Here is a 21389-nt window from a genome sequence, read left to right on the forward strand (position 1 = left end):
TGCCGGCCGTGCACCTCCGCGTTGCCGTTGCTTCAGCTTCAGCCACCCACAACCCGTATTTGCGCTTCCCGGCTAACATCCCCTACACGCCCCTCTGGTAAAACTTAGGGTCTGACCTGTAACCACAAGGAGTCCCCCACATGAGCAAGTTCAGCGATATCACCGGACCGGCACTGGAACGCGCCCTGGAACTGGTCAACAACGCCGGCGGCGGCATCAAGCACGGCGGCTCCAGCGCTGCGGAATGGCTGAAGACCGGCGCTGCGATTGGTGCGATGAAAAGTGGTGGCCGCGCCGTTACCCGCGTCGCCAAGCGCAACCCCACCGCTACCGTCGCCGTTGCCGCCGTTGGCCTGGGCCTGTTGGGTTATGCGCTGTACCGCCGCAACAAGCGTGACAACGAGGCCATCGAAGCCAAGTCGCGGCAGATCGCGCAGCGCCGTCGTCATGCGGCCAGCGTGACCGATGAAACCAGCGATATCGGCAGCGACGCCTGAGTCTGGTTTTTTGGGCGGGGTGCTTGAGGTAAGAGCTACCCCTCCCCAGCCCTCCCCTTGCCGCAGGCAAAGGGAGGGAGGAGGTCCTGCAGCTTGCTAGAGACCTAGTTCTGCCAATACGGCTGCGGTGGATTCGCCGATGTCGTCGAGCTGCGGATTGATACGCCCCGGCTCGTTGGCGAATTTGATTGGAATGCCCAGGTGGGTACCGCCCTGCGCATCGGTCCAGACCATCTCACGCGCACGCGTATGCGGATCGTTGAAGGCCTCGGTAAGCGTCTTGACCGGCGCCCAGCACACGTCGATGTCGTGCAGGAACAAGGTCCATTCCACCAGCGTGCGCCGCGAGAAGGTCTCCGCCAGGAATTCCTTTACCGGGTCCTGACCGGGCCCAGGCGGCAGATGGCACAGATGGATCAGATCGGCACGGCCCAATGCGTTGAGCAGGTTCTCGGCAAACTTGTGCTCAGCGCCGCCCAGTGCGATCCAGCGGTCATCGGAACAGCGGTACAGCTTGTACAGCGCATTGCCGCCCCAGCTGCGTTCTTCCTTGATCACCGGGTCGCGGCCAAGCGCGAACGGCGGGCCCAGCACATTCGGCAGCCAGGCCATCAGCGCGTCCTGCATCGACAGATCGATGTAATCGCCTTCGCCGCTGCGTTCGCGGCGGAACAAGGCCATCAGAATTCCGTTGAGCGCCATCAGCGAGCCGGCCATATCGGCCACCGGCATATGCGGCATGGCCGGCGTGCCATCCGGTGCACGGTTGAGGCTGACCACGCCGGTATCGGCCTGCATGGCCAGATCGTGCGCGGGGCGGTTGACCTTGGGGCCGGTCTGGCCGAAGGCACTGATCGCGCAGTACACCAGCCTGGGATTGATGGCCTTGCAGCTGGCGTAGTCGATGCCCAGGCGTTTGGCCACACCGGGGCGGAAGGCTTCCACCACCACGTCGGCCCATTCCACCAGCCTGGCGAATGCCGCCTTGCCTGCCTCACTCTTCAGATCGAGCACGATGCAGCGCTTGCCGCGATGGGTGTTGCGGAACCAGGTGCTGACCCCGGCCTGCTTCAGGCCGACCTCGCGCACCGGTTCGCCGCTGGGCGGCTCGATCTTGATCACCTCCGCGCCGTGATCGGCCATCACCATGGTCAGGTGCGGGCCGGGCAGGAACAGCGAAAGATCCAGTACGCGTACGCCTTCAAGCTTCATCATCAACTCCCGTGCCTCACGCGCCGAGCAGGCGCGCGCGGTCTGCATCGTTGTAACCGAGCTCGCGCAGCAGCGCGTCGGCATCGGCGTTCAGCGGCGGGCAGGCGCTGCCGCTCAGGCGCTGGCCATCGAGCTTGATCGGATTGCGCAGCAGCCGCTGCGTGCCTTGTGCATGTTCGACGTCCTGCAACATGTCGACATCGCGCACATAGGGATTGTCCAGCGCCTGGGCAATATCCAGCACCGGCGCGATCGGAATGCGGCCAGCGAACAGCTGCGTCCAGTGCGCGGTGGGCTGGGTGCCGAGGATAGCGTCGACCAGCACGGTCAGTTCATCGCGCACCTTGCGGCGCTCGGCGAAGTTGGCGAAGCGCGGCTCGGCGGCCCAGGCCGGATTGCCGATACCTTCGACAAAGGTCTGCCAGAACTTCTCCAGCATGCACATCACCATCACCCAGCCATCGGCGGTGCGGTAGACCTGGCACGGCACGGTGGACGGATGCGCGCTGCGCGACAAGCGCTCGGTGCGGTGGCCCTCGTTGAGATACCAGGTGGCCGGGTAGCTGAGCTGGTGCAGGGCCACATCGAAAAGACTGACATCGACATCGCGGCCCTGGCCGGTGCGCATGGCACCGATGATGGCGGCCAGCAGGCCCATCGACATGGTGGTACCGGTCATGAAATCGACCATCGACAGGCCGAAGCGCGCCGGCGGCGCGTCGGGTTCACCGGTCAGCGCCATGAAGCCGGCCTCGGCCTGCATCAGGTAGTCATAGCCCGGCCACGCCGCGCGCTCGTTGTCGCGGCCATAGGCGGACAGATGGGCGCAGACGATCTTCGGGTTGAGTTTGGACAGCGTGGCGTAATCCAGGCCGAGCTTGCCGGGCTGATCACCACGCAGGTTGTTGAGTACGGCATCGGCGCTGGCGACGAGCTTCTCGAAGACTTCGCGGCCTTCGGCGGCCTTCAGGTCCAGGCGCAGCGAGCGCTTGTTGAGGTTGAAGGTCTGGAAGAACAGGCTGTCGCCTTCGCCGAGGAAATACGGGCCGGTGGCGCGCGAGACATCGCCGCCCGGCGGGGATTCGATCTTGATGACCTCGGCGCCGAGATCGGCCAGGTGCATCGAACCATAGGGGCCGGCACCGTACTGTTCGACGGCAAGGATGCGTAGTCCCTGCAGGGGAAGGTCTTTCATGTGTGGCCTTTGGTTTGCAAAAAGCACCGCGGCTGGTTGAGGACCGCGGCGAAGAGATGCTGCTTCCCTTCTCCCTTCGGGAGAAGGTGCCCCGAAGGGGCGGATGAGGGTTGGATCTGCTGCTAGCGCCGGTGCTTTGGCTTTGGCTTTGGCTTTGGCTTTGGCTTTGGCTATTGCTTTGGCTTTGGCTATTGCTTTGGCTTTGGCTTTGGCTTTGGCTATTGCTTTGGCTTTGGCTTTGGCTATTGCTTTGGCTTTGGCTATTGCTTTGGCTTTGGCTTTGGCTTTGGCTATTGCTTTGGCTTTGGCTTTGGCTATTGCTTTGGCTGTTGCTTTTGGCTGTTGCTTTTGGCTTTGGCTTCTAGCTGTTGCTTTGCTTCGTCCCTTCTCCCGCGTGCGGGAGAAGGTGCCCAAAGGGCGGATGAGGGGAGCTTTTAAAGCTTTGGCTCCGCTTGCTAGAAGCTTCCCCTCACCCCAACCCCTCTCCCGCAAGCGGGAGAGGGGCTACTAGGGCTCTGGTCTGCTTGGGCTTTCAGATCTTGTTTCTTGCCACCAGCTGCTTGGCGATGATGATGCGCTGCATTTCGTTGGTGCCTTCGCCAATGCACATCAGCATCGCATCACGGTAGAAGCGCTCGATGTCGTATTCCACCGAGTAGCTGTAACCACCAAAGATGCGCATGCCTTCCTGCGCACAATACGCGCCGGTCTCGGTAGCGAAGTACTTGGCCATGCCCGCTTCCATGTCACAACGCTCGCCCTTGTCATAGGCATTGGCCGCGCTCTCGATCAGCAGCTTGGACGCCTCCACCTTGGCCGCCATCTCGCCCAGCTTCAGCTGGATGGCCTGGTGCTCGGCGATCGGCTTGCCGAAGGTCATGCGCTCCTGCGCATAACGCACCGACAAACGCAGCGCGCCTTCGGCGATACCGCAGCCGCGTGCGGCCACGTTGATGCGGCCAAGTTCCAGGCCACCCACAGCGTGCTGGAAACCCTGCCCTTCCACACCGCCGAGCAGGCAGTCGGCCGGCACCTTGTAGTCCTGGAACACCAGCTCGCAGGTATCAATGGCGCGGTAGCCGGACTTCTTCATCTTCTTGGCAACGATGAAGCCCTCGCCCTTCTCGGCGATGAACATGGTCATGCCCTTGTGGCGCGGCTGCGCCTCCGGGTCGGTCTTGACCAGCAGCAGCACCATGTCGCCGTACATGGAATTGGTGATCCAGGTCTTGGCGCCATTGATGACGTAATGGTCACCCTCGCGCTTGGCAACACTGCGGATCGCCTGCAGGTCGGTGCCGGCGTTGGGCTCGGTCAGGCCCAGCGCGCCACGCAGCTCACCGGTAGCCATGCGCGGCAGGTACTTGCGCTTCTGTTCTTCGGTGCCGCAACGCTCGATGGCCGCGGCCATGATCAGGTGCGAGTTGAAGATGCCGGTCGGCGCCATCCATACCGCCGACACCTTGATCACGATCTTGGCGTAGATGCGCGCCGGCAGGCCGAGGCCACCGTACTCGGGCGAGATGGTGGCACCGAACAGTCCCAGATCCTTCATCTCCTCGACGAGGTGATGCGGGTACTTGTCTTCGAGGTCGTATTCCTGGGCGATCGGTGCAACGGACTTCTCGACCCAATGATCGATCGAATCCAGCAACGCCTGCTCTTCGTCAGGGCCCCACAGCTGTTCCTGTTCCGTGCTCATCATCGTGTCCTCAGTAGTTGACCTTGTCTTCCACCGAGTGACCCTGCTTGGCGATCAGCATGGTCCGGCTGAAGCTGCAGATCAGCTTGCCGTCCTGGTTGAAACCCTCGGTCTGCACGGTGACGATGCCGGCGCCCGGGCGCGACTTGGACTCGCGCTTGTCCAGCACCTTGGACTCGGCCACCAGGGTGTCGCCGACAAACAGCGGGTGGGTCATCTTGATGTCGCTCCAACCCAGGTTGGCCACGGCCTTCTGGCTGACATCGGTGACGCTCATGCCGACCATCAGTGCCACGGTGAACGGCGAGCAGACGATGACCTTGCCGAATTCCGAGGCCTTGGCGTACTCCTTGTCGAAGTGCATCGGATGGGTGTTCATCGTCAGCAGGGTGAACCAGGTGTTGTCGGTCTCGGTGATGGAGCGGCCGGGGCGGTGCTCGTAGATGTCGCCGACATTGAACTCTTCGTAGTAGCGGCCAAAGGTTTCGCGGAAGCGGTTTTCGGAGATCTGCTTGACGTTCTGAACCATGACAATGTCCTTTTGGTACGGGTTGGGCTGGCGCTGGGCGCAGCTTGGTCAAAGAGGGGCGTGAATCAGGTGTTCAATGGAGCGGTGAGGTCAGCCGGCGCGCACGCCAAGCGCACCCAGTGCGATGGCGCGTTCGGCGGCGATTTCGATGGGGCGGTCCACCAGCTTGCCGTCGAGCTGGATGGCTTCGCCGCCGCTGGCGGCAAGTGCCGCGACCACGCGTTGGGCACGGTCGTACTCGGCGGCGGTGGGCAGGTAACGGGCCTGGATGGAATCGACCTGGGCCGGATGGATTGCAGCTTTGGCGGTGAAACCAAGATCGATGACGCGGTCGGTTTCGCTGACCAGACCAGCGTCGTCCTTGATGTCCAGGTAGGGCACGTCCATGCAGGCGACGCCGGCTTCGGCGGCAATCGTTGCCAGCTGCACGCGCGGATGGAAGAAGCTCTCCCAGCTGGCGCGGCCACGCAACGCAACGATGTAGTCGAAGCCACCAAACATAAGCGCCTGCAGGCGCGGAATGGCGATGGCCAGCGCGCGCGCATCCAGCAAGCCCTTCGGCGTTTCGATCTGCGCGATGAAGGCGGTGTCGATTGCTGCCAGCGCGGCATCGGCCTGCTGCAGTTCGGCCACGGTTTCGACCTTGGGCAGCATGACGAAGGCCGGCTTCAGGCCCGAAGCGGCGAGCGCCTTCAGATCTGCCTGGCCCAGTTCGGTGGACAGCGGGTTGATGCGCAGGCCGATCTCGCTGCGGCTCTGCGGCAGTTCGGCGAGGAAGGCAAACAGCGAGGCACGCGCGCTTTCCTTGTCGCCCGGGGCAACCGCGTCTTCCAGGTCAATGCAGACCTGGTCGGCACCGGTGGCCACGGCCTTGGAATAACGCTCCGGGCGCGAGCCCGGCACGAACAGCAGGCAGCGGCGCGGGTTGTTCATCGATGCGCTCACGCCGCACCGACCTGGGAAGCGAAGTGTTCAGCGATCTGGCGGCGCGTTGCGTACCAGGTGCCCGGCTTCTGCGCCACGTACTGCAGGAACTTCTCGAACGCGCCGATGCGACCCGGGCGGCCGATGATGCGCAGGTGCAGGCCCAGCGACATCACCTTTGGGCTGTGCTCGCCTTCGGCGTACAAGGTGTCGAAGCTGTCGATGGCGTAGTCCAGCCAGTCCTTGGGCAGGTAGGACGGGGCCACCCACATCTTCATGTCGTTGGTGTCCAGCTGGTACGGCACCACGATCATTGGTTTGTCGCTGCCGTCGACATCGCCCCAGAACGGCGCATCGGCCGAGTAGTCGTCCATGTGGTACAGGAAACCTTCTTCCTGCAGCAGGCGACGGGTTGAAGCGGTGTGCAGGTAACGCGACAGCCAGCCCGCCGGGCGCACGCCGGTGGTCTTTTCGATGCTGTCGGCGGCATCGCGGATGAACTGCCGTTCCTGCTCTTCGTTGAAGCGGAACTGGTGGATCCAGCGGTGGCCGTGCGAGCAGACCTCATGGCGGCTGCCACGCAGGTAATCGGCGATTTCCGGCGCTCGCTCGAGCGATACCGCAGCGGCGGTATAGGTGCTGGTGACGTTGTATTTGTCCAGCAGCGCGGAAACGCGCGCATGGCCTTCGTTGACGCCGTAACGGTAATTGGATTCGTTGCCGTAGTTGCGCACCGGCTTGGACAGGGTCACATGCAGCTCGTCGACCGGCTCGGTGATCTTGTCACCCTGGCCGACGTTGTACTCGGACAGCTCTTCGACATTGACGACCACCGACAAGGCCAGGCGTGCGTTGTTGGGCCACTGGTAGACGGGTTTGGACATGGCAATCTCGTTACGTTTATGGGGTGCGTGGTGGGGACTGCGGTGCTGCTTTGTTCTCATGCCGTGCGTCGCGCGGGCGGGAACGACGCGCTAGAAGTGACGCGGCAATGCTTCAGTGGTTTTCCTCGCCACCAGAGACATTGATCGCCTCACCGGTGATGTAGACCGCGTCGTCCGAGCACAGAAACGCCGTAGCCGCCGCCGTATCCGAAGGCAAACCGGCACGCCCGGCCGGAATGCGCGCACGCATGTCCGCCAGGTATTGCTCCACGCTCTTGCCCTGCTTCTCGGCGAAATATTCGTTCTGCCACGCGCCCAAACCGGTAGTGACATGGTTCGGGCACACCGCATTGACGTTGATGCCATGCGTAGCCAGTTCCAGCGCCGCAACCCGGGTCAGGCCGACCAGGCCGTGCTTGGACGAGCAATACGCCGCTGCATGCGGGAATGCCGACTTGGCGGCCTGCGAAGCGATGTTGACGATGCGCCCGCCGCCTTGGGCAATCATCTGCCGGCCGGCGTGCTTGATGGTCAGGAAGGCGCCGCGCAGGTTCACGCCCAGCACCGCGTCCCATTCCTTGGCATCGATGTCGACCAGCGACTTCATCAGGTAACCGATGCCGGCGTTGTTGACCAGGATGTCGAGGCGGCCGAAGCGTTCCACCGTGGCCTTGACCACCGCTTCCACCTGCGCTTCTTCCAGCACGTCCAGCGCCATGGCCACGCACTCGCCACCGGTGCTGGCGGCCAGCTCGGCGGCCACCTGGGCCAACTCCTCGTCGGTACCGACGGCAGTGACCGGCATCTCCGCGCCACGCACCTGGCCGATGTCGGTCAGCACCACCTTGCAGCCTTCCTGCAGCAGGCGGCGGGCAATGCCCTCGCCCAGCCCGGCGCGGCGACCGGCGCCGGTGATGAGTGCGACCTTGCCCTGCAATTCGGGGAAACGAGCCATGACCAATGTTCCTTGTGCGCTTACAGCGCGCTGGTGAGGATGAACAACGGATTGTCAGCGTATTGCTGGAACTGCGCCGCACCGGCTTGAACCGCCGCATCGGCCATGTCGGCACCAAACGCCGCCATGTCCGGGATACGTATCAGCTCGATGTACGCGTACGGCGAGCTGCCCTCACCAATCAACAGACCGCTGGCCTTGAGTACCTCGAACTTCTCCACCGACGGCAGCGCATTGACCACCGGCAGGTCGCTGGCACGGGCCCAGGCCTCGTATTCCTCGGCGCTGACGCCGGGCTTGAGGTTGAACAGGACGATGACGGTTTGCATGGCTTCCTCCCAGGTAAAAGACTGTGGCACACTTTGTCCGGACAAAGTGTAGGCATGCCATCCGTCCCGGGTCAACGCCAGGGACGAACCCCCACCGGCATATCTACCTGCCGTAACCCACTCTTGAGGTGCTTGATGAAGATGAAGCGTTATTTCCCGTGGTTGATGGCACTGGTGGGGATGTTGGTGCTGCTGGTCTCCAACGGCTTGACCGTGACCGGCCTGACCGCCTTTGACGAATCCCTGCTCAAGGACTTCGGCTGGACCCGCAGCGAGCTCAAACTGCGCGACCTGATCACCCTGGTGCTGGCCGGCTGGATGGCACCGTTCCTGGGCGCGCTGATCGACAAGGTCGGCCCGCGCAAGCTGATCCTGGGCGGCATCGCCCTGCTGGCCGCGCTGTATGCGGCCTATGCGCATATCCATTCGCTGGCCCACCTGTACTGGATCCACGTCGGCTTTGCCGCGGTGCTGGTCGCCGCCGGCCTGAATGTGGCGGTGATCTTCGTCTCGCAATGGTTTGCCACCCATCGCGGCACCGCCATTGGTATTGCCCTGGTCGGCACCAGCCTGGGCGGCATGGTGTTCCCGAAGCTCGGCGTACATCTGATGCAGACCATGGACTGGCGCGCCGCGCTGCTGTGGGAGACCGCCGTTCCGCTGGTCTTCCTGGTGATTGCCTTCCTGCTGGTGCGCAGCCCGCGCCCGGGCGGCATCCAGCCGTGGGGCGCCGACACGCTGGCCGCCAAGGCGGCAGCAGGCAAGCCGGCTGCCGCCTCGCTGCCGGACCTGAGCTACCAGCAGGCCATGCGCACGCGCACCTTCTGGGTGCTGGCGTTCGTGGCGATGACCACCTTCTTCTCGATCATGGCGGTGGCCTCCAACCTGTTCCTGCACATGCGCGACCTCGGCTTTGAACCGGCCACCGCCGGCAACGGCCTGGGCCTGATGTTCGGCCTGGCGATGGTGGGCAAGTTCGTATTCGGTTTCCTTGCCGACGTGCTGCCGCCCAAACGCGTGTTCCTGGTCAACCTGGCCATCATGGCGGTGGGTGCGGTGATCCTGGCAACCCTGCGCGCCGACCTGATCTGGTATTCGCTGGCCCTGTTCGGGCTGGGCTGGGGCGGCCTGTACACGATGATCCAGCTGCTGGCGGTCAATGCCTTCGGCCTGAGCTCGGCCGGCAAGATCCTCGGCACCATCACCCTGCTCGATGCAACCACCGCCGGCCTGGGCATCTGGGTGACGGCCAAGATCTTCGACATCACCAAGAGCTACCACATCGCCTTCAGCCTGATCTGCGTGCTGATCGGGCTGGCCCTGCTGGCCGCAACGCTGGTGCGCGACGAACGTTCGCGCGCCACCCAGGCCTGACCCCAACCACTGCTGCAACGGAGAGACCCCATGCCCGTGATGGAAACGTCCAACCTCACTGCCCGCCAGTACTGGGAGCAGGTCAAGGCCAACCCGAACCGCGCCAAATTCGGTTTCGGCGCACGCCCGGCCATCGTCAACATCGATGTGCAGCGCGCCTATACCGACCTGGCCGCGTTCAAGACCGCGTACGAAACCGACCCGCGCCAGATCGAGCACATCAATGCGCTGTCGGCGCAGGTGCGCGCGCTCGGCCTGCCGGTTGTGTGGACGTATGTGGCCTATCTGGAATCGGGCGAAGACGCCGGCACCTGGGGCACCCGCACCAATACGCCCGACTCGCTGCAGAACATCAAGCATGGCTCCGAGCGCGCCCAGTTCGATCCGCGCGCCGACGTGCAGCCGGGCGACATCGTCATGCACAAGCGCATGGCCAGCCCGTTCTTCGAAACCAACCTGTGGTCGCTGCTGACTTTCCACAAAATCGACACGCTGATCATCACCGGCGGTTCCACCTCCGGCTGCATCCGCGCCTGCGTGATCGACAGCCTGTCGCGCGGCTACCGCAGCATCGTTCCTGAGGAATGCGTGGCCGACAAACACGAGATCCCGCACTTCGCCAACCTCAGCGACATCATGCTCAAGTACGGCGACGTGGAATCGGTTGAGCACGTGGCCGCCCAGCTGCAGGCATTGCGCGCATGAACGGCGCGCCGAAGTCCGACCCGGGCCTGTTCGATTACTGGCCCTACGACGGCCGGCCGAAGATCCAGTGGCCGGGCGGTGCCCGCGTGGCGTTGTGGATCGCGCCCAACATCGAGTTCTACGAGTACGCGCCGCCGGCCAACCCGCAGCGCAAGCCGTGGCCGCGCCCGTTGCCTGATATCCAGGGCTACGGCACCCGCGACTACGGCAACCGCGTCGGCCACCAGCGGATGATGCGGGTGATGGACCAGTACGGCCTGCGTGGCTCGGTGTCGCTGTCCACGGCCATGCTCAAGCACCATCCGGAAGTGATCCAGATGGCCGCCGAGCGCGACTGGGAATTCTTCAGCCACGGCATCTACAACACCCGCTACACCTACGGCATGGACGAGGCGCAGGAGCGGGAGATGATCGAACACTCGATGGAGCTGATTGCCGAGCACACCGGCCAGCACTGCGATGGCTACCTGGCGCCGGCGCTGTCACATTCCGACGCCACCATCGACCTGTTTGCCGAAGCCGGCGGCCTGTATACCTGCGACCTGTTCCATGACGACCAGCCGACGCCGGTGAAGACCCGCTCGGGCAAGCGCTTCGTGTCGGTGCCGTACTCGCTGGAGCTCAACGACACCATCGTTTACGTCACCAACAAGATCGAACCGCGCCGCTACGGGCAGATGATCAAGGACGCCTTCGACCGCCTGTACGCCGAAGGCGAGAACTCCGGCACGGTGATGTGCGTGCCGCTGCATGCCTACCAGGTGAGCCACCCGCACCGGCTGGCGGCGTTCCACGACGCGATGGACTACATCTGCAGCCACGACAAGGTGTGGAAGGCCACCGGCCGCGAGATCGCCCAGCACTACCTGGACAACCACTACGACGACGCGCTGGCCTCGATGGCGGCGATCAGCGCGGAGGACGCGGCATGAGCCTGGATCGCAGCTTCCTGGAATACCCGCATCTGCACTACGGCATGGACCACGACCGCTACAGCTGGTCGATGTTGGCGCAGCGCCCGCCCGTGCGCTGGCCGGACGACAAGCCGCTGGCGGTGTGGATCAACCTGAGCCTGGAGCACTTCCCGCTCAACCCCAAGGGTGAGGGCTTCAAGCCGCACGGCTCGATGGTCATGCCCTACCCGGACCTGCGCCATTACACCCTGCGCGATTACGGCAACCGGGTCGGCGTGTTCCGCGTACTGGACGCGCTGGAAAAGTACGGTCTGCGTGCCAGCACCGCGGTCAACGGCGAGCTGGCCGAACGCTACCCGGCCCTGCTGCGCCGGCTCAAGGCGCGCAGCGCCGAGCTGGTGGCGCATGGCTGGAACATGGACAGCGTGCACTACGGCGGGCTGGACCCGGCGCGCGAAGCTGAATACATCCAGCGCAGTTTGGCCGCGCTGGCCCCGTATTCGGACACCCCCATCCAGGGCTGGTTGTCGCCGGCCCGCTCACAGTCGCAGAACACCCCGGAACTGCTGCAACAGGCTGGCCTGCAATGGTTTGGCGACTGGATCAACGATGAGCTGCCGTACCCGTTCCAGACCGCCAACGGGCCGCTCACCGCCCTGCCGTTGTCACTGGAATTGGAAGATCGCTTCATCGTCGGCGAAAATCTGCATGCCGAGGCCGAGTATGCGGACCAGATGGTCGATGCCTGCGATTTCCTGCTTGAGGAGGCGCAGCGCACCGGACAGGGTCGCCTGCTCGCGCTCAACATCCATCCGTGGGTGATGGGGCAGCCGCACCGCATCAAGCACCTGGAACGCGTGTTCGCCCACCTGGCCGACCGCGCAGGGCTGATCTGGAACGCTGCGCCTTCGCAGATCATCGCCGCCTCACGTTGAGGCGGCGGTTCCAGGCAACCGTCGTCGCCACAAACGCGCCGGCCTTTACCCAAGAGCCCTTGCATGAACACTGAAGCCAACACCGCCCTGCCGCCGCGCGAAGCGATGGAATTTGACGTCGTCATCGTCGGCGCCGGCCCTGCCGGCCTGGCCACCGCCATCCGCCTGCGCCAGCTGGCCGTGGAGAAGGGCCAGGAGCTGTCGGTGTGCGTATTGGAAAAAGGCTCCGAGCCGGGCGCGCACATCCTGTCCGGCGCGATCATGGACCCGCGCGCGCTCAATGAGCTGTTCCCGGATTGGAAGGAACGCGGTGCGCCGCTGAAGCAGGCCGTCACCCGCGACGAGTTCCTGTTCCTGGACGAAACCAAGGCCAAGGCCACCCCGCACGCGCTGCTGCCGGAGTGCTTCCACAACGACGGCAACTACATCGTCAGCCTGGGCGAAGTGAGCCGTTGGCTGGCGCAGCAGGCCGAGGCGATGGAAGTGTCGATCTTCCCGGGCTTTGCCGCCGCCGAAGTGCTGTACGACGAGAACGGCGCGGTGATGGGCGTGGCCACCGGCGACATGGGCATCCACAAGGACGGCACGCCGGGCCCGAACTACGAGCGCGGCATGGAACTGCATGCCAAGTACACGATCTTCGCCGAAGGCTCGCGTGGCCACCTCGGCCGCCAGCTGATCAGCAAGTTCAAGCTCGACGCCGGCAAGGACCCGCAGTCCTACGGCATCGGCATCAAGGAGCTGTGGCAGATCGACCCGGCCAAGCACGAGCCGGGCCTGGTGGTGCACGCCGCTGGCTGGCCGCTGGACAACGACACCTACGGCGGCGCCTTCCTGTACCACGCCGACGGCGGCAAGGTGTCGATCGGCTATGTGGTCGGCCTGGACTACAAGAACCCGTGGCTGAGCCCGTTCGAGGAGTTCCAGCGCTTCAAGACCCACCCGGCCATCCGCAAGCACCTGGAAGGCGGCAAGCGCATTGCTTATGGCGCACGTGCGATCACCGCCGGCGGCATCCTGTCGCTGCCCAAGACGGTGTTCCCCGGCGGCGCGCTGGTCGGCTGCGAAGCCGGCTACCTCAACGTCAGCCGCATCAAGGGCAGCCACGCCGCGATCAAGACCGGCATGCTGGCCGCCGAGGCCGCGTTCGATGCGCTGGCCGCCGGCCGCTCGCGCGATGAGCTGAGCGCCTATCCGGAAGCCTTCGAGAACAGCTGGCTCAAGACCGAGCTGCTGCAGTCCAAGAACTTCAAGCAGTGGTTCAAGAAGGGCCGCACCCTGGCCACGTTGATGACCGGCATCGAGCAGTGGCTGCTGCCCAAGCTGGGCATCCGCAATGCACCGTGGACCATCCACCGGACCAAGGCCGACCACGAGTGCCTGGAGCCGGCTGCCAGCCAGCCCAAGATCGTCTATCCCAAGCCGGACAACGTGCTGACGTTCGATCGCTTGAGCTCGGTGTTCCTGTCCTCGACCAACCACGAGGAAGACCAGCCCAGCCATCTGACGCTGAAGGACGCCAGCATTCCGGTGAAGGTCAACCTGGCCACCTATGCCGGCCCGGAAGCGCGTTACTGCCCGGCCGGCGTATACGAATTCGTCGGTGAAGGCAGCGACACCCGCCTGCAGATCAACGCGCAGAACTGCGTGCACTGCAAGACCTGCGACATCAAGGACCCGACCCAGAACATCGTGTGGGTAACCCCACAGGGCGGCGGCGGTCCGAACTACCCGGCGATGTAAGCATCGCCAACCAACCACAGGAGTTTCGATGAGCATTGTCAGTCCAGGTGCCCGCTTCCGCGCGGCGCTGAAGGAAGAGAGCCCGCTGCAGATCCCGGGCGCCATCAACGCCAACCACGCGTTGCTGGCCAAGCGGGCGGGTTTCCGTGCGGTCTACCTGTCCGGTGGCGGCGTCGCCGCCGGCTCGCTGGGCCTGCCGGACCTGGGCATCAACACCATGGACGACGTGCTCACCGACATCCGCCGCATCACCGACGTCTGCGACCTGCCGCTGCTGTCGGACATCGACACCGGTTTCGGCCCGAGCGCGTTCAACATCGCGCGCACGGTGAAGTCGCTGATCAAGGCCGGTGCGGCGGCCTGCCATATCGAAGACCAGGTTGGCGCCAAGCGTTGCGGCCATCGCCCGAACAAGGAAATCGTGTCGCTGGGCGAGATGGTGGACCGGGTAAAGGCCGCGGCCGATGCCAAGACCGACCCGGATTTCTTCCTGATCGCACGTACCGACGCCATCCAGATGGAAGGTGTGGATGCGGCGATCGAGCGCTCGCTGGCCTGCGTGGAAGCCGGCGCTGACGGCATCTTCGCCGAAGCTTCGTATGACCTTGAAACCTACAAGCGTTTTGTCGACGCGGTGAAGGTGCCGGTGCTGGCCAACCTGACCGAGTTCGGGCAGACGCCATTGTTCTCCACCGAGGAGCTGGGTTCGGTGGGCGTGGCGATGTGCATCTACCCGCTGTCAGCGTTCCGCGCGATGAACAAGGCGGCGGAGAACGTGTACACCGCGATCCGGCGAGATGGCCACCAGCGCAATGTGGTGGAGACCATGCAGACCCGTGAGGAGCTGTATGAGCGGATCGGCTATCACACGTTTGAGCAGAGTCTGGATAAGACGCTTGCTGCGAAGAAGTGAGGGTGTTGGGCTGGGTGCGTTGAGGCTTTAAAGCTTTAAAGCTTGAAAGTCCTGAAGGACAGAGGCTTAAAAGCTGCCCTCACCCCTACCCCTCTCCCGTAAACGGGAGAGGGGATTACTTCGGCTCGGATTTGCATGGGCTGGCATTACTGACTTCGGCGTACTCCGCTAGCTTTTCCCGGAGCCGAAGACCCACACCTTCATCAAAGTATTGAAGCATTCCGGCCCCTGAACGCGACAAGCTCAACCCGCAACAGGTGAGAGGCTTTTGCTTCTGGCTTTTGCTTCTGGCTTTTGCTTCTGGCTTTTGCTTCTGGCTTTTGCTTCTGGCTTTTGCTTCTGGCTTTTGCTTCTGGCTTTTATCGGCAGACCCGAAAATGCATGAAGCCTCCCTTCTCCCGCTTGCGGGAGAAGGTGCCCGAAGGGCGGATGAGGGGGCTTCTGCTTCCGGCTTCTGCTTCCGGCTTCTGCTTCCGGCTTCTGCTTCCGGCTTCTGCTTCCGGCTTCTGCTTCCGGCTTCTGCTTCTGGCTTCTGCTTCTGGCTTTTTTCGACAGACCCGAAAATGCATGAAGTCTCCCTTCTCCCGCTTGCGGGAGAAGGTGCCCGAAGGGCGGATGAGGGGGCTTCTGCTTCTGCCTTTGCTTTCCCCTCCCAACACCCGCCATCATTGCCAGCGCCGTACAACCACGGCCGCCAACGCAATGAGTCAGCAATGTCCCGTCCGCTCTTGATCGCCCTTGTCTGCCTGGCACTCACCGCCTGCGGCCAGCGCGACGCCTTCAACCACAGCGCCAGCGCCGACCCGCACCAGCGCGAACTGCAACGCGCCTTCGCCATCTGCGCCGGCTGCCACGACACCCGCGCCGAGCTCGGCCATCGCGTCGGCCCCAATCTGCACGGCGTGATCGGCCGCAAGGCCGGCACCGCGCCGGGCTACAACTACTCTGCAGCGATGAAAGCCAGCGGCATCGTCTGGGATGCGCAGACATTGGATGCCTTCATCAAATCACCGGCCAAGCAGGTGCCCGGCAGCAAGATGGTCAATGCCACCGCCGACCCGGCACGCCGCCAGGCGGTGATCGAATACCTGTCCTCGCTACCCGACTAAGCCGGGCATCAATCCAGCGTCTGCACGCCACCGCCATTGACGAACAAAGTCTGGCCGCTGACCCAGTTGGATATCGGCGCGGCAAAGTACAGCACCGCACCGGCGATGTCGTCCGCTTCACCCAGGCGTTTGATCGGCGTATGCGACAGCATCCGCTGCTCGATTTCCGGCGTGAGCACGGTCGCCAGCGCATCGGTACGCACCGCACCCGGCCCTACCGCATTGACCCGGATGCCGGCCGGGCCATAGTCATGCGCCAGGTTCGCGGTCATGTGGTTGATCGCCGCCTTGGACGCGGCATACGCGCTGATTGCTGGGCTTTTGTTGATCGAACTCATCGACGACATGTTGATGATCGAACCGTAGCCACCCTTCTCCATGTGCGGCGCGCACAGCTGCGACAAGCGCCAGGCGCTGAACACATTGATCTGGAAGGGCCGCTCGAACTGCTCCAGGTTGATCTTGTACGGACTCTCACGGCCGGCACCACCGCCACCGGCATTGTTCACCAGGATGTGGATGCCACCCAGTTCATTGGCGGTGCGCTCGACCGTGCGCACCAGGTCTTCATCCTTGAGCACATTGCATTCCAGCGCCAGCGCCTTGCCGCCGGCGGCGACGATCTCCGCCGCCACTTTCTCGGCCGCCGCCAGCTTCAGGTCGGCGATGGCCACGGCCGCACCATAGGCGGCCAACATCAGTGAACTTGCGCGGCCTATGCCATTGCCGCCACCGGTGACGATGGCGACTTTTCCACTCAGGTCGAAATGCGCTTGCGGGATCATGGCTGTGTGCTCCGTTCCTGGCGATTCATTCGTCCCGCCACGATACACACAAGCCCGTACAGCAAGGTTAGCGCCCTGTGTTTTTGGTGCCGCGGACGCTGCCTTCAGGCGGCGCCGACGGTCACGTCACTCGCCGATGTTCCTGGCAAGAAAACCTTCCAACGCACGATAGAACGCTGCACTGTTGTCGTCGTTGTAGAACCCATGGCCTTCGCCGGCAACGGCCATCCACTGCGGCGGCCGGCCGGCGGCGACCAGTGCGGCACGCATCGCATTGGCCTGGGCGATCGGCGTACGCTCGTCGCGTTCGCCATGGGCAAGGAATACCGGTATCTGGATGCTCGCGGCCAAGGCCGCAGGCGAGTTGGCGACAAGCTCTGCATCACTGTTGCCGATTGCCCGCCGCAGGTAATTGCGGCCGTAGGCGTAGTCGGCGATATCACCCTTGTTGTACATCATCTTCAGATCGTAAACGCCAGCCAAGCCTACCGCGCAACGGAACCGCGTTGGCTGCCGCGCGGCCAGCATCATTGCCGAGTACGCGCCAAAGCTGGCGCCATAACTGCAGACACGGTTCGTATCCGCCAGGCCAAGTGCCACCGCTTGATCCAGCCCATCAATGATGTCCTGCTGGATGCGCGTTCCCCACTGCAGGTAACCGGAACGCTCAAAGGCATCGCCACGGCCGCCGCTGCCACGGTAGTTGACCTGCACCACCAGGTAGCCGCGATTGGCCAGGAATTGTGCATCGGTATCGTAGAACCAACCGTCGCGCACCCCATGCGGGCCGCCATGCGGCAATACCACGGTTGGCAAGGCGCGGCCTTCGCTGTTGCGTGGCACCGTCAGTATCGCTTCCAGCTCCATGCCGTCGCTGGCCTTGAAGCGCAGCGGGCGCCGCTCAGCCATCAACGCCGCATCTATTCCCTCATTGGCGATCAGCACCTTTTCCAGCTTGTTGCTGGAGCGGCGGAAGATCGACCAACTGCCGGGGTCGCGGTCACTGCCCAGGTGCACCAGCAGGGTCTGCCCGTCGCGGCTGCTGTCGACGAAACTCACTTGCTGTTCCGGCAGCAATCCGGCCAATGCCTGGTGCAGCTGCGCATCAGGCCGGCCAGGATCAAAGTAGCTCAGCACAGGGCGCCCAGCCAGCGGTGCGGCGGCGAACGGAATCGCCGGTGCATGCGTCCATTGCAGGCGGCCGACACTGCTGAACGCATCGCTGGCCAGCACGTCCGGATCTGCACCGGTCAGATCAGTGGAGACAAGCTGGGCCGGCCCATCATTACGCGCAAGCTGCCCGTACACACGCTGGTTGTCGGCCGAGAACGCCAGCGGCGTCCACTTGTACGGCAACTTCATCGGCTGCCATTGGCGGCCGTCCACCGACGCATACAGCAGGTAGTTGTCCTGCTTGTCCGCGCCCCAGGCATAGCGCGCCACGCCGGCACGGTCGATGACGAACTCCAGGTCGGGCACGTTGATGCTGGCGATCAGCTTGAAGGTGGGCCGCTGTGTATCCACCAGGTACAGCATCGATGAGGTGGGATTGCGCTGCAGTTGGCGCATATAGAAGCGGCCATCGTTGCTGTCGGCAATGCCGTCGATAAAGCCGAAACCACGATCCAGGCCGGCAGCGGCGTTCTGCTGTTCATAGCCGTAGATATAACGCTGGTTCTGTCCGTCGAAATCGCTGGCGAGGATCTCGCCCAACGGTATTGGCTTTTCCAGCGAACCCAGTTTGCGGCCCTTGGCCACCACCAGGCGTTTATCGCTCACCCAGCCAAGCTGGAACGGACTCTGGTACCGCGGCAGCCGCAGCACCGCGGTGCGCTGCATGTCGCTCAGCCGCAGTATCTGCACCGCATGGTTGCCCTCACCGAAATCGGTCGCCACCGCCAGGTATTCGCCGCCGGGCGACAGCGTTGGCATCGTGAACGGGCTGGCCTTGGCGAAGGCCTCCACCGGCACCTGCTGTGCGGCTGCCGGCCAGGCCAGACTTGCCAACATCAGCACGGAACAGAACAGCCACTTCCCCGCATTCCCCATGACGCGCTCCCCAACGGTCAGAATTCTGAATCGGAGCCTATGTCATTTCCCGGCCGGCTAGAAGATCCAAACAGTTGCGTCTCCGCTCGCCGACAACTGAGCCCAATGCGCGTCATGTGACCTTGCAGCTTTTCTTCCCGCGCCCATTCTGATATTTGTTTGTCCGGACAAATTGAAGGCACCCGCCATGCGGGCGAAGGACGGGACGTGGCTGCACTGCAGTATCCAATCCTGGTGTTCATGCACCTGCTGCTGTTCGTGCTGTGGCTGGGCGCCGATGTCGGCGTGTTCCTGCTCGGCCAGCACTTCCGTCGTCGCCACGCCTATTCGCTCGAGCAGCGCATCGCACTGCTGAAGCTGCTGGTGGAAGTGGACATGGTGCCGCGCAGTGCATGGGCACTGATGGTGCCAGTCAGCCTGAGCGTGGTGCATGTTGGCGGCTACTGGACGCTGCCGGGCTGGGCGCTGCTGCTGGCCTGGCTGATCGGTGGCTTCTGGTTGTGGCTGGTGTGGGATGCGCATCGCCACGACCAGACCCCGCGTGCGGCACGCGCGCGCCGCATCGAATCGGTACTGCGCTGGCTGCTGGCGCTGTTCTACCTGTGGCTGGGCCTGGCCTCGCTGCTGCAGGGCGCGCCGCTGGCGCCCACCTGGTTGGCCAGCAAGGCGCTGATGTTCGGCGTGATATTCGCTGCCGCCATCATGATCGACGTCAGCTTCAAGCCGGTCGGCGCGCAGCTCGGCGCCCTGCTCAAGCAAGGCAGCAGCGATGCCACCGAACTGCCGCTGCTGCGCACCATGAACCGCACCCGGATCTGGGTGTGGCTGGTCTACCTGATGTTGCTGGCCACCGCCTTCCTCGGCGTGGTCAAGCCTTTCTGACCCCCAACAGGATTTGTCATGCGCTCTTTGTTGATAGTCGTCGCCGCCCTGCTTGCGGTGGGTTGCAGCAAGCCGGCCGAACCGCCCTCGATGGCTGCCACGCCGCCCACCGCTGCAGGCGACGCGGTTGTGTCGGCCGCGCCCGCCGTTGTTGCGGTAGAAGCCACGCCAGCGGCCCCGGCAATCAGCGGTGAACAGGCCTTCGCCATGTGTGCGGCCTGCCACAGCCGCGATGCCGGTGCGCATCAGGGCATGGGGCCCAACCTGCACAACCTGATCGGTCGCAAGGCCGGCAGCAACCCCGGTTTCGACTATTCGCCGGCGTTGAAGGCCAGCGACATCACCTGGGATGCCAAGCAACTTGACGCCTATCTGAGCGCGCCAACGAAGCGGGTACCCGGCACCCGCATGGCCATCGCGGTGCCGGACCCGGCACGTCGACAGGCACTGATCGAGTACCTCTCGGCCCCCTGATTCTCTCTCCGTGGCAGTGCGGCTGCGGACACCGCTGCCGTTGCTGCCCTGCGCAGCAACGAGGAGTGGCATGAAACTTCAGTTCGAACGCTTCACCGTGTTCTGCCGTGATCTGGATGCATCGCTCGGGTTCTATCGCGATGCACTGGGCCTGGTGGTTGTCGAGGAAAAGACCCTGGAAGGCGCGATGGCAGGCGGCCTGCTGCAACTGCCCGCCTGCCGCATGCGCATCGCCCTGCTGGCGGCCGACGCGGATGCACCGGTCATCGTCGGTCTGTTCGAAATCAGCCAGACACCGCTTGCGGCGCTCAGCCCGCCACTGGGCAAACCAGCGCATGGGCAGAGCGCGCTGGTGCTGTCCACCGATCACTTCGACGCCCTGCACGCCGCGCTCAGCGCCGCCGGCCATCGCTTCCTGACGCCGCCGCTGGCCTACCCCAAGCGCGTGGCCAGCGCGCGGTCGCCGGCCGGCCTGTACCGCGAAATGATCGTCTACGACCCGGACAACGTGCCGGTGAGCATCCTGCAGATCGACCCGCTTCCCGAGGAGACCATGGCATGACCGGCATCGCCCGTTCCATCAGCGGCACCATCCAGTACACCAGCAACCAGAGCCACCGCCAGGGCGCCGAACGCGGCCGCGAGAACTTCCAGCTTGATGTGCACCGCGATGGTTCGCGGGTGCTGGCCGCACATTGCGAGATCGACGATGCACCGCCGGTGGTACGCGACGTCAACCTGCGCGTGGATGCGGACAACCTGCCGCGTGAGTGCTTCGTGCGCATTGCCGTCGGCGGCCAGTTCCGTGGCTCGGGCTGGTTCACCTTCGGCCCGACCGAGGCGCAGTGCGAATCCAACACCACGGTCGAAGGCCGGGTTTCGCAGCGCTTTCCATTGCAGTCACCGCTTCTGGCCTTCGGCAACCACGCCATCATCAACGATGCCTATGCGATGTCCTTGTATGACCTGTCGCAGGGGCCGGGCAAGCAGAGCTTCTTCATGCTGCTGTCCTCGCCAGATCATCGTGGCGCCACCGGGCCGATGATCTTCCCGGTGCAGCTGGCCATCGAGTACGTGGGCGAAGAGGAGATCGAGGTGATCGCCGGCCGCTTCAAGGCCCGCCACTTCCGCATCCTCGATGTCGGCATGCCGGAAGAACACCCCGACTACGATCTGTGGGTGACCGCCGACGAGCACTACATCGTGCTGCGCGCCACCGTCACCGGTTACATGCAGACCGCTTACGAACTGAGCAATTACACCGTGGTGGAGCACTGAG

Annotated in this window: 23 protein-coding genes; 13 read left to right on the top strand and 10 right to left on the bottom strand. The window is 64.0% G+C overall.

Features of this window, described 5'->3' with window-relative positions; translation table 11 throughout:
* The first annotated feature begins 140 nt into the window (after nt 1–140).
* Nucleotides 141–497 carry a hypothetical protein gene (locus ACVOKO_RS14960; protein WP_346499687.1) on the top strand — a complete coding sequence of 119 codons (357 nt, stop codon included), beginning with the start codon at nt 141–143 and terminating at the stop codon, nt 495–497.
* 96 nt (nt 498–593) lie between these two features.
* Here ACVOKO_RS14960 and ACVOKO_RS14965 read toward each other — a convergent pair whose 3' ends face one another.
* The gene (locus tag ACVOKO_RS14965) at nt 594–1757 is read right to left on the bottom strand and encodes a CaiB/BaiF CoA transferase family protein (RefSeq protein WP_346499688.1); all 1164 of its coding nucleotides are present in this window, start codon (nt 1755–1757) and stop codon (nt 594–596) included.
* Nucleotides 1726–2904, bottom strand: a complete 1179-nt coding sequence (locus tag ACVOKO_RS14970; protein ID WP_346499689.1) for a CaiB/BaiF CoA transferase family protein — start codon at nt 2902–2904, stop codon at nt 1726–1728. Before ACVOKO_RS14970 ends, ACVOKO_RS14965 begins: the two co-directional genes overlap by 32 nt.
* A gap of 103 nt (nt 2905–3007) precedes the next feature.
* On the opposite strand from ACVOKO_RS14970, the gene ACVOKO_RS14975 reads away from it, so the two are divergent.
* A complete protein-coding gene (locus ACVOKO_RS14975) occupies nt 3008–3415 on the top strand; it encodes a hypothetical protein (protein ID WP_346499690.1) in 408 nt (135 codons plus the stop codon).
* 21 nt (nt 3416–3436) lie between these two features.
* Here ACVOKO_RS14975 and ACVOKO_RS14980 read toward each other — a convergent pair whose 3' ends face one another.
* The 6 genes from ACVOKO_RS14980 to ACVOKO_RS15005 all read right to left on the bottom strand — a co-directional run bounded on the left by ACVOKO_RS14980 (nt 3437) and on the right by ACVOKO_RS15005 (nt 8227).
* On the bottom strand, nt 3437–4606 hold the full coding sequence (locus ACVOKO_RS14980; RefSeq protein ID WP_346499691.1) for an acyl-CoA dehydrogenase family protein: 1170 nt from the start codon (nt 4604–4606) through the stop codon (nt 3437–3439).
* A gap of 10 nt (nt 4607–4616) precedes the next feature.
* The gene (locus tag ACVOKO_RS14985; RefSeq protein ID WP_062171143.1) at nt 4617–5135 is read right to left on the bottom strand and encodes a MaoC family dehydratase; all 519 of its coding nucleotides are present in this window, start codon (nt 5133–5135) and stop codon (nt 4617–4619) included.
* A gap of 90 nt (nt 5136–5225) precedes the next feature.
* Complete coding sequence (locus tag ACVOKO_RS14990; RefSeq protein ID WP_346499692.1) at nt 5226–6068, bottom strand: HpcH/HpaI aldolase/citrate lyase family protein; 843 nt, start codon at nt 6066–6068, stop codon at nt 5226–5228.
* An 8-nt stretch (nt 6069–6076) separates the two neighbouring features.
* Nucleotides 6077–6943, bottom strand: a complete 867-nt coding sequence (locus tag ACVOKO_RS14995) for a polysaccharide deacetylase family protein (protein ID WP_346499693.1) — start codon at nt 6941–6943, stop codon at nt 6077–6079.
* A 112-nt stretch (nt 6944–7055) separates the two neighbouring features.
* A complete protein-coding gene (locus tag ACVOKO_RS15000; protein WP_346499694.1) occupies nt 7056–7898 on the bottom strand; it encodes an SDR family NAD(P)-dependent oxidoreductase in 843 nt (280 codons plus the stop codon).
* A 20-nt stretch (nt 7899–7918) separates the two neighbouring features.
* Nucleotides 7919–8227: an REDY-like protein HapK gene (locus ACVOKO_RS15005; protein ID WP_057629148.1), complete on the bottom strand. Its 309-nt coding sequence runs from the start codon at nt 8225–8227 to the stop codon at nt 7919–7921.
* Between the two features lie 135 nt (nt 8228–8362).
* Between ACVOKO_RS15005 and ACVOKO_RS15010 the strand changes: the two genes are divergently transcribed.
* From ACVOKO_RS15010 to ACVOKO_RS15040, 7 genes are all read left to right on the top strand, one after another.
* On the top strand, nt 8363–9601 hold the full coding sequence (locus ACVOKO_RS15010; protein WP_346499695.1) for an MFS transporter: 1239 nt from the start codon (nt 8363–8365) through the stop codon (nt 9599–9601).
* Nucleotides 9602–9631: 30 nt separating this feature from the next.
* Nucleotides 9632–10306 (top strand): isochorismatase family protein, encoded by a 675-nt coding sequence (locus ACVOKO_RS15015; protein WP_062171132.1) that lies wholly within the window; start codon nt 9632–9634, stop codon nt 10304–10306.
* The gene (locus ACVOKO_RS15020) at nt 10303–11238 is read left to right on the top strand and encodes a polysaccharide deacetylase family protein (protein ID WP_346499696.1); all 936 of its coding nucleotides are present in this window, start codon (nt 10303–10305) and stop codon (nt 11236–11238) included. Before ACVOKO_RS15015 ends, ACVOKO_RS15020 begins: the two co-directional genes overlap by 4 nt.
* Nucleotides 11235–12155: a polysaccharide deacetylase family protein gene (locus ACVOKO_RS15025; RefSeq protein WP_346499697.1), complete on the top strand. Its 921-nt coding sequence runs from the start codon at nt 11235–11237 to the stop codon at nt 12153–12155. The genes ACVOKO_RS15020 and ACVOKO_RS15025 overlap by 4 nt, the downstream gene beginning before the upstream one ends.
* 63 nt (nt 12156–12218) lie before the next feature.
* Nucleotides 12219–13898, top strand: a complete 1680-nt coding sequence (locus ACVOKO_RS15030) for an electron transfer flavoprotein-ubiquinone oxidoreductase (protein WP_346499698.1) — start codon at nt 12219–12221, stop codon at nt 13896–13898.
* A gap of 28 nt (nt 13899–13926) precedes the next feature.
* Nucleotides 13927–14811 carry a methylisocitrate lyase gene (prpB, locus tag ACVOKO_RS15035; RefSeq protein WP_057629153.1) on the top strand — a complete coding sequence of 295 codons (885 nt, stop codon included), beginning with the start codon at nt 13927–13929 and terminating at the stop codon, nt 14809–14811.
* A 713-nt stretch (nt 14812–15524) separates the two neighbouring features.
* The gene (locus tag ACVOKO_RS15040) at nt 15525–15920 is read left to right on the top strand and encodes a c-type cytochrome (protein ID WP_346499699.1); all 396 of its coding nucleotides are present in this window, start codon (nt 15525–15527) and stop codon (nt 15918–15920) included.
* Between the two features lie 8 nt (nt 15921–15928).
* On the opposite strand, the gene ACVOKO_RS15045 is transcribed toward ACVOKO_RS15040, so the two are convergent.
* Both ACVOKO_RS15045 and ACVOKO_RS15050 read right to left on the bottom strand, forming a co-directional pair.
* On the bottom strand, nt 15929–16705 hold the full coding sequence (locus ACVOKO_RS15045) for a glucose 1-dehydrogenase (protein WP_346499700.1): 777 nt from the start codon (nt 16703–16705) through the stop codon (nt 15929–15931).
* A gap of 126 nt (nt 16706–16831) precedes the next feature.
* Nucleotides 16832–18754 carry an alpha/beta hydrolase family protein gene (locus tag ACVOKO_RS15050; protein ID WP_346499701.1) on the bottom strand — a complete coding sequence of 641 codons (1923 nt, stop codon included), beginning with the start codon at nt 18752–18754 and terminating at the stop codon, nt 16832–16834.
* Nucleotides 18755–18913: 159 nt separating this feature from the next.
* Here ACVOKO_RS15050 and ACVOKO_RS15055 point away from each other — a divergent pair, with 159 nt between their 5' ends.
* From ACVOKO_RS15055 to ACVOKO_RS15070, 4 genes are all read left to right on the top strand, one after another.
* Nucleotides 18914–19636, top strand: coding sequence for a hypothetical protein (locus ACVOKO_RS15055; RefSeq protein ID WP_346499702.1), 723 nt, complete (start codon nt 18914–18916; stop codon nt 19634–19636).
* Between the two features lie 18 nt (nt 19637–19654).
* A complete protein-coding gene (locus ACVOKO_RS15060) occupies nt 19655–20110 on the top strand; it encodes a c-type cytochrome (protein ID WP_346499703.1) in 456 nt (151 codons plus the stop codon).
* A gap of 70 nt (nt 20111–20180) precedes the next feature.
* Nucleotides 20181–20672: a VOC family protein gene (locus ACVOKO_RS15065; protein WP_346499704.1), complete on the top strand. Its 492-nt coding sequence runs from the start codon at nt 20181–20183 to the stop codon at nt 20670–20672.
* Nucleotides 20669–21388: a DUF3108 domain-containing protein gene (locus ACVOKO_RS15070; RefSeq protein ID WP_346499705.1), complete on the top strand. Its 720-nt coding sequence runs from the start codon at nt 20669–20671 to the stop codon at nt 21386–21388. Before ACVOKO_RS15065 ends, ACVOKO_RS15070 begins: the two co-directional genes overlap by 4 nt.
* Nucleotide 21389: the final 1 nt, after the last annotated feature.

It is taken from the genome of Stenotrophomonas sp. STEN240, assembly GCF_056756175.1.

Coding starts and splice junctions, on each gene's coding strand:
- ACVOKO_RS14960 (WP_346499687.1), top strand. CDS start 141: ATGAGCAAGTTCAGCGATATCACCGGACCGGCACTGGAACGCGCCCTG.
- ACVOKO_RS14965 (WP_346499688.1), bottom strand. CDS start 1,757: ATGCAGACCGCGCGCGCCTGCTCGGCGCGTGAGGCACGGGAGTTGATG.
- ACVOKO_RS14970 (WP_346499689.1), bottom strand. CDS start 2,904: ATGAAAGACCTTCCCCTGCAGGGACTACGCATCCTTGCCGTCGAACAG.
- ACVOKO_RS14975 (WP_346499690.1), top strand. CDS start 3,008: ATGAGGGTTGGATCTGCTGCTAGCGCCGGTGCTTTGGCTTTGGCTTTG.
- ACVOKO_RS14980 (WP_346499691.1), bottom strand. CDS start 4,606: ATGAGCACGGAACAGGAACAGCTGTGGGGCCCTGACGAAGAGCAGGCG.
- ACVOKO_RS14985 (WP_062171143.1), bottom strand. CDS start 5,135: ATGGTTCAGAACGTCAAGCAGATCTCCGAAAACCGCTTCCGCGAAACC.
- ACVOKO_RS14990 (WP_346499692.1), bottom strand. CDS start 6,068: ATGAACAACCCGCGCCGCTGCCTGCTGTTCGTGCCGGGCTCGCGCCCG.
- ACVOKO_RS14995 (WP_346499693.1), bottom strand. CDS start 6,943: ATGTCCAAACCCGTCTACCAGTGGCCCAACAACGCACGCCTGGCCTTG.
- ACVOKO_RS15000 (WP_346499694.1), bottom strand. CDS start 7,898: ATGGCTCGTTTCCCCGAATTGCAGGGCAAGGTCGCACTCATCACCGGC.
- ACVOKO_RS15005 (WP_057629148.1), bottom strand. CDS start 8,227: ATGCAAACCGTCATCGTCCTGTTCAACCTCAAGCCCGGCGTCAGCGCC.
- ACVOKO_RS15010 (WP_346499695.1), top strand. CDS start 8,363: ATGAAGATGAAGCGTTATTTCCCGTGGTTGATGGCACTGGTGGGGATG.
- ACVOKO_RS15015 (WP_062171132.1), top strand. CDS start 9,632: ATGCCCGTGATGGAAACGTCCAACCTCACTGCCCGCCAGTACTGGGAG.
- ACVOKO_RS15020 (WP_346499696.1), top strand. CDS start 10,303: ATGAACGGCGCGCCGAAGTCCGACCCGGGCCTGTTCGATTACTGGCCC.
- ACVOKO_RS15025 (WP_346499697.1), top strand. CDS start 11,235: ATGAGCCTGGATCGCAGCTTCCTGGAATACCCGCATCTGCACTACGGC.
- ACVOKO_RS15030 (WP_346499698.1), top strand. CDS start 12,219: ATGAACACTGAAGCCAACACCGCCCTGCCGCCGCGCGAAGCGATGGAA.
- prpB (WP_057629153.1), top strand. CDS start 13,927: ATGAGCATTGTCAGTCCAGGTGCCCGCTTCCGCGCGGCGCTGAAGGAA.
- ACVOKO_RS15040 (WP_346499699.1), top strand. CDS start 15,525: ATGTCCCGTCCGCTCTTGATCGCCCTTGTCTGCCTGGCACTCACCGCC.
- ACVOKO_RS15045 (WP_346499700.1), bottom strand. CDS start 16,705: ATGATCCCGCAAGCGCATTTCGACCTGAGTGGAAAAGTCGCCATCGTC.
- ACVOKO_RS15050 (WP_346499701.1), bottom strand. CDS start 18,754: ATGGGGAATGCGGGGAAGTGGCTGTTCTGTTCCGTGCTGATGTTGGCA.
- ACVOKO_RS15060 (WP_346499703.1), top strand. CDS start 19,655: ATGCGCTCTTTGTTGATAGTCGTCGCCGCCCTGCTTGCGGTGGGTTGC.
- ACVOKO_RS15065 (WP_346499704.1), top strand. CDS start 20,181: ATGAAACTTCAGTTCGAACGCTTCACCGTGTTCTGCCGTGATCTGGAT.
- ACVOKO_RS15070 (WP_346499705.1), top strand. CDS start 20,669: ATGACCGGCATCGCCCGTTCCATCAGCGGCACCATCCAGTACACCAGC.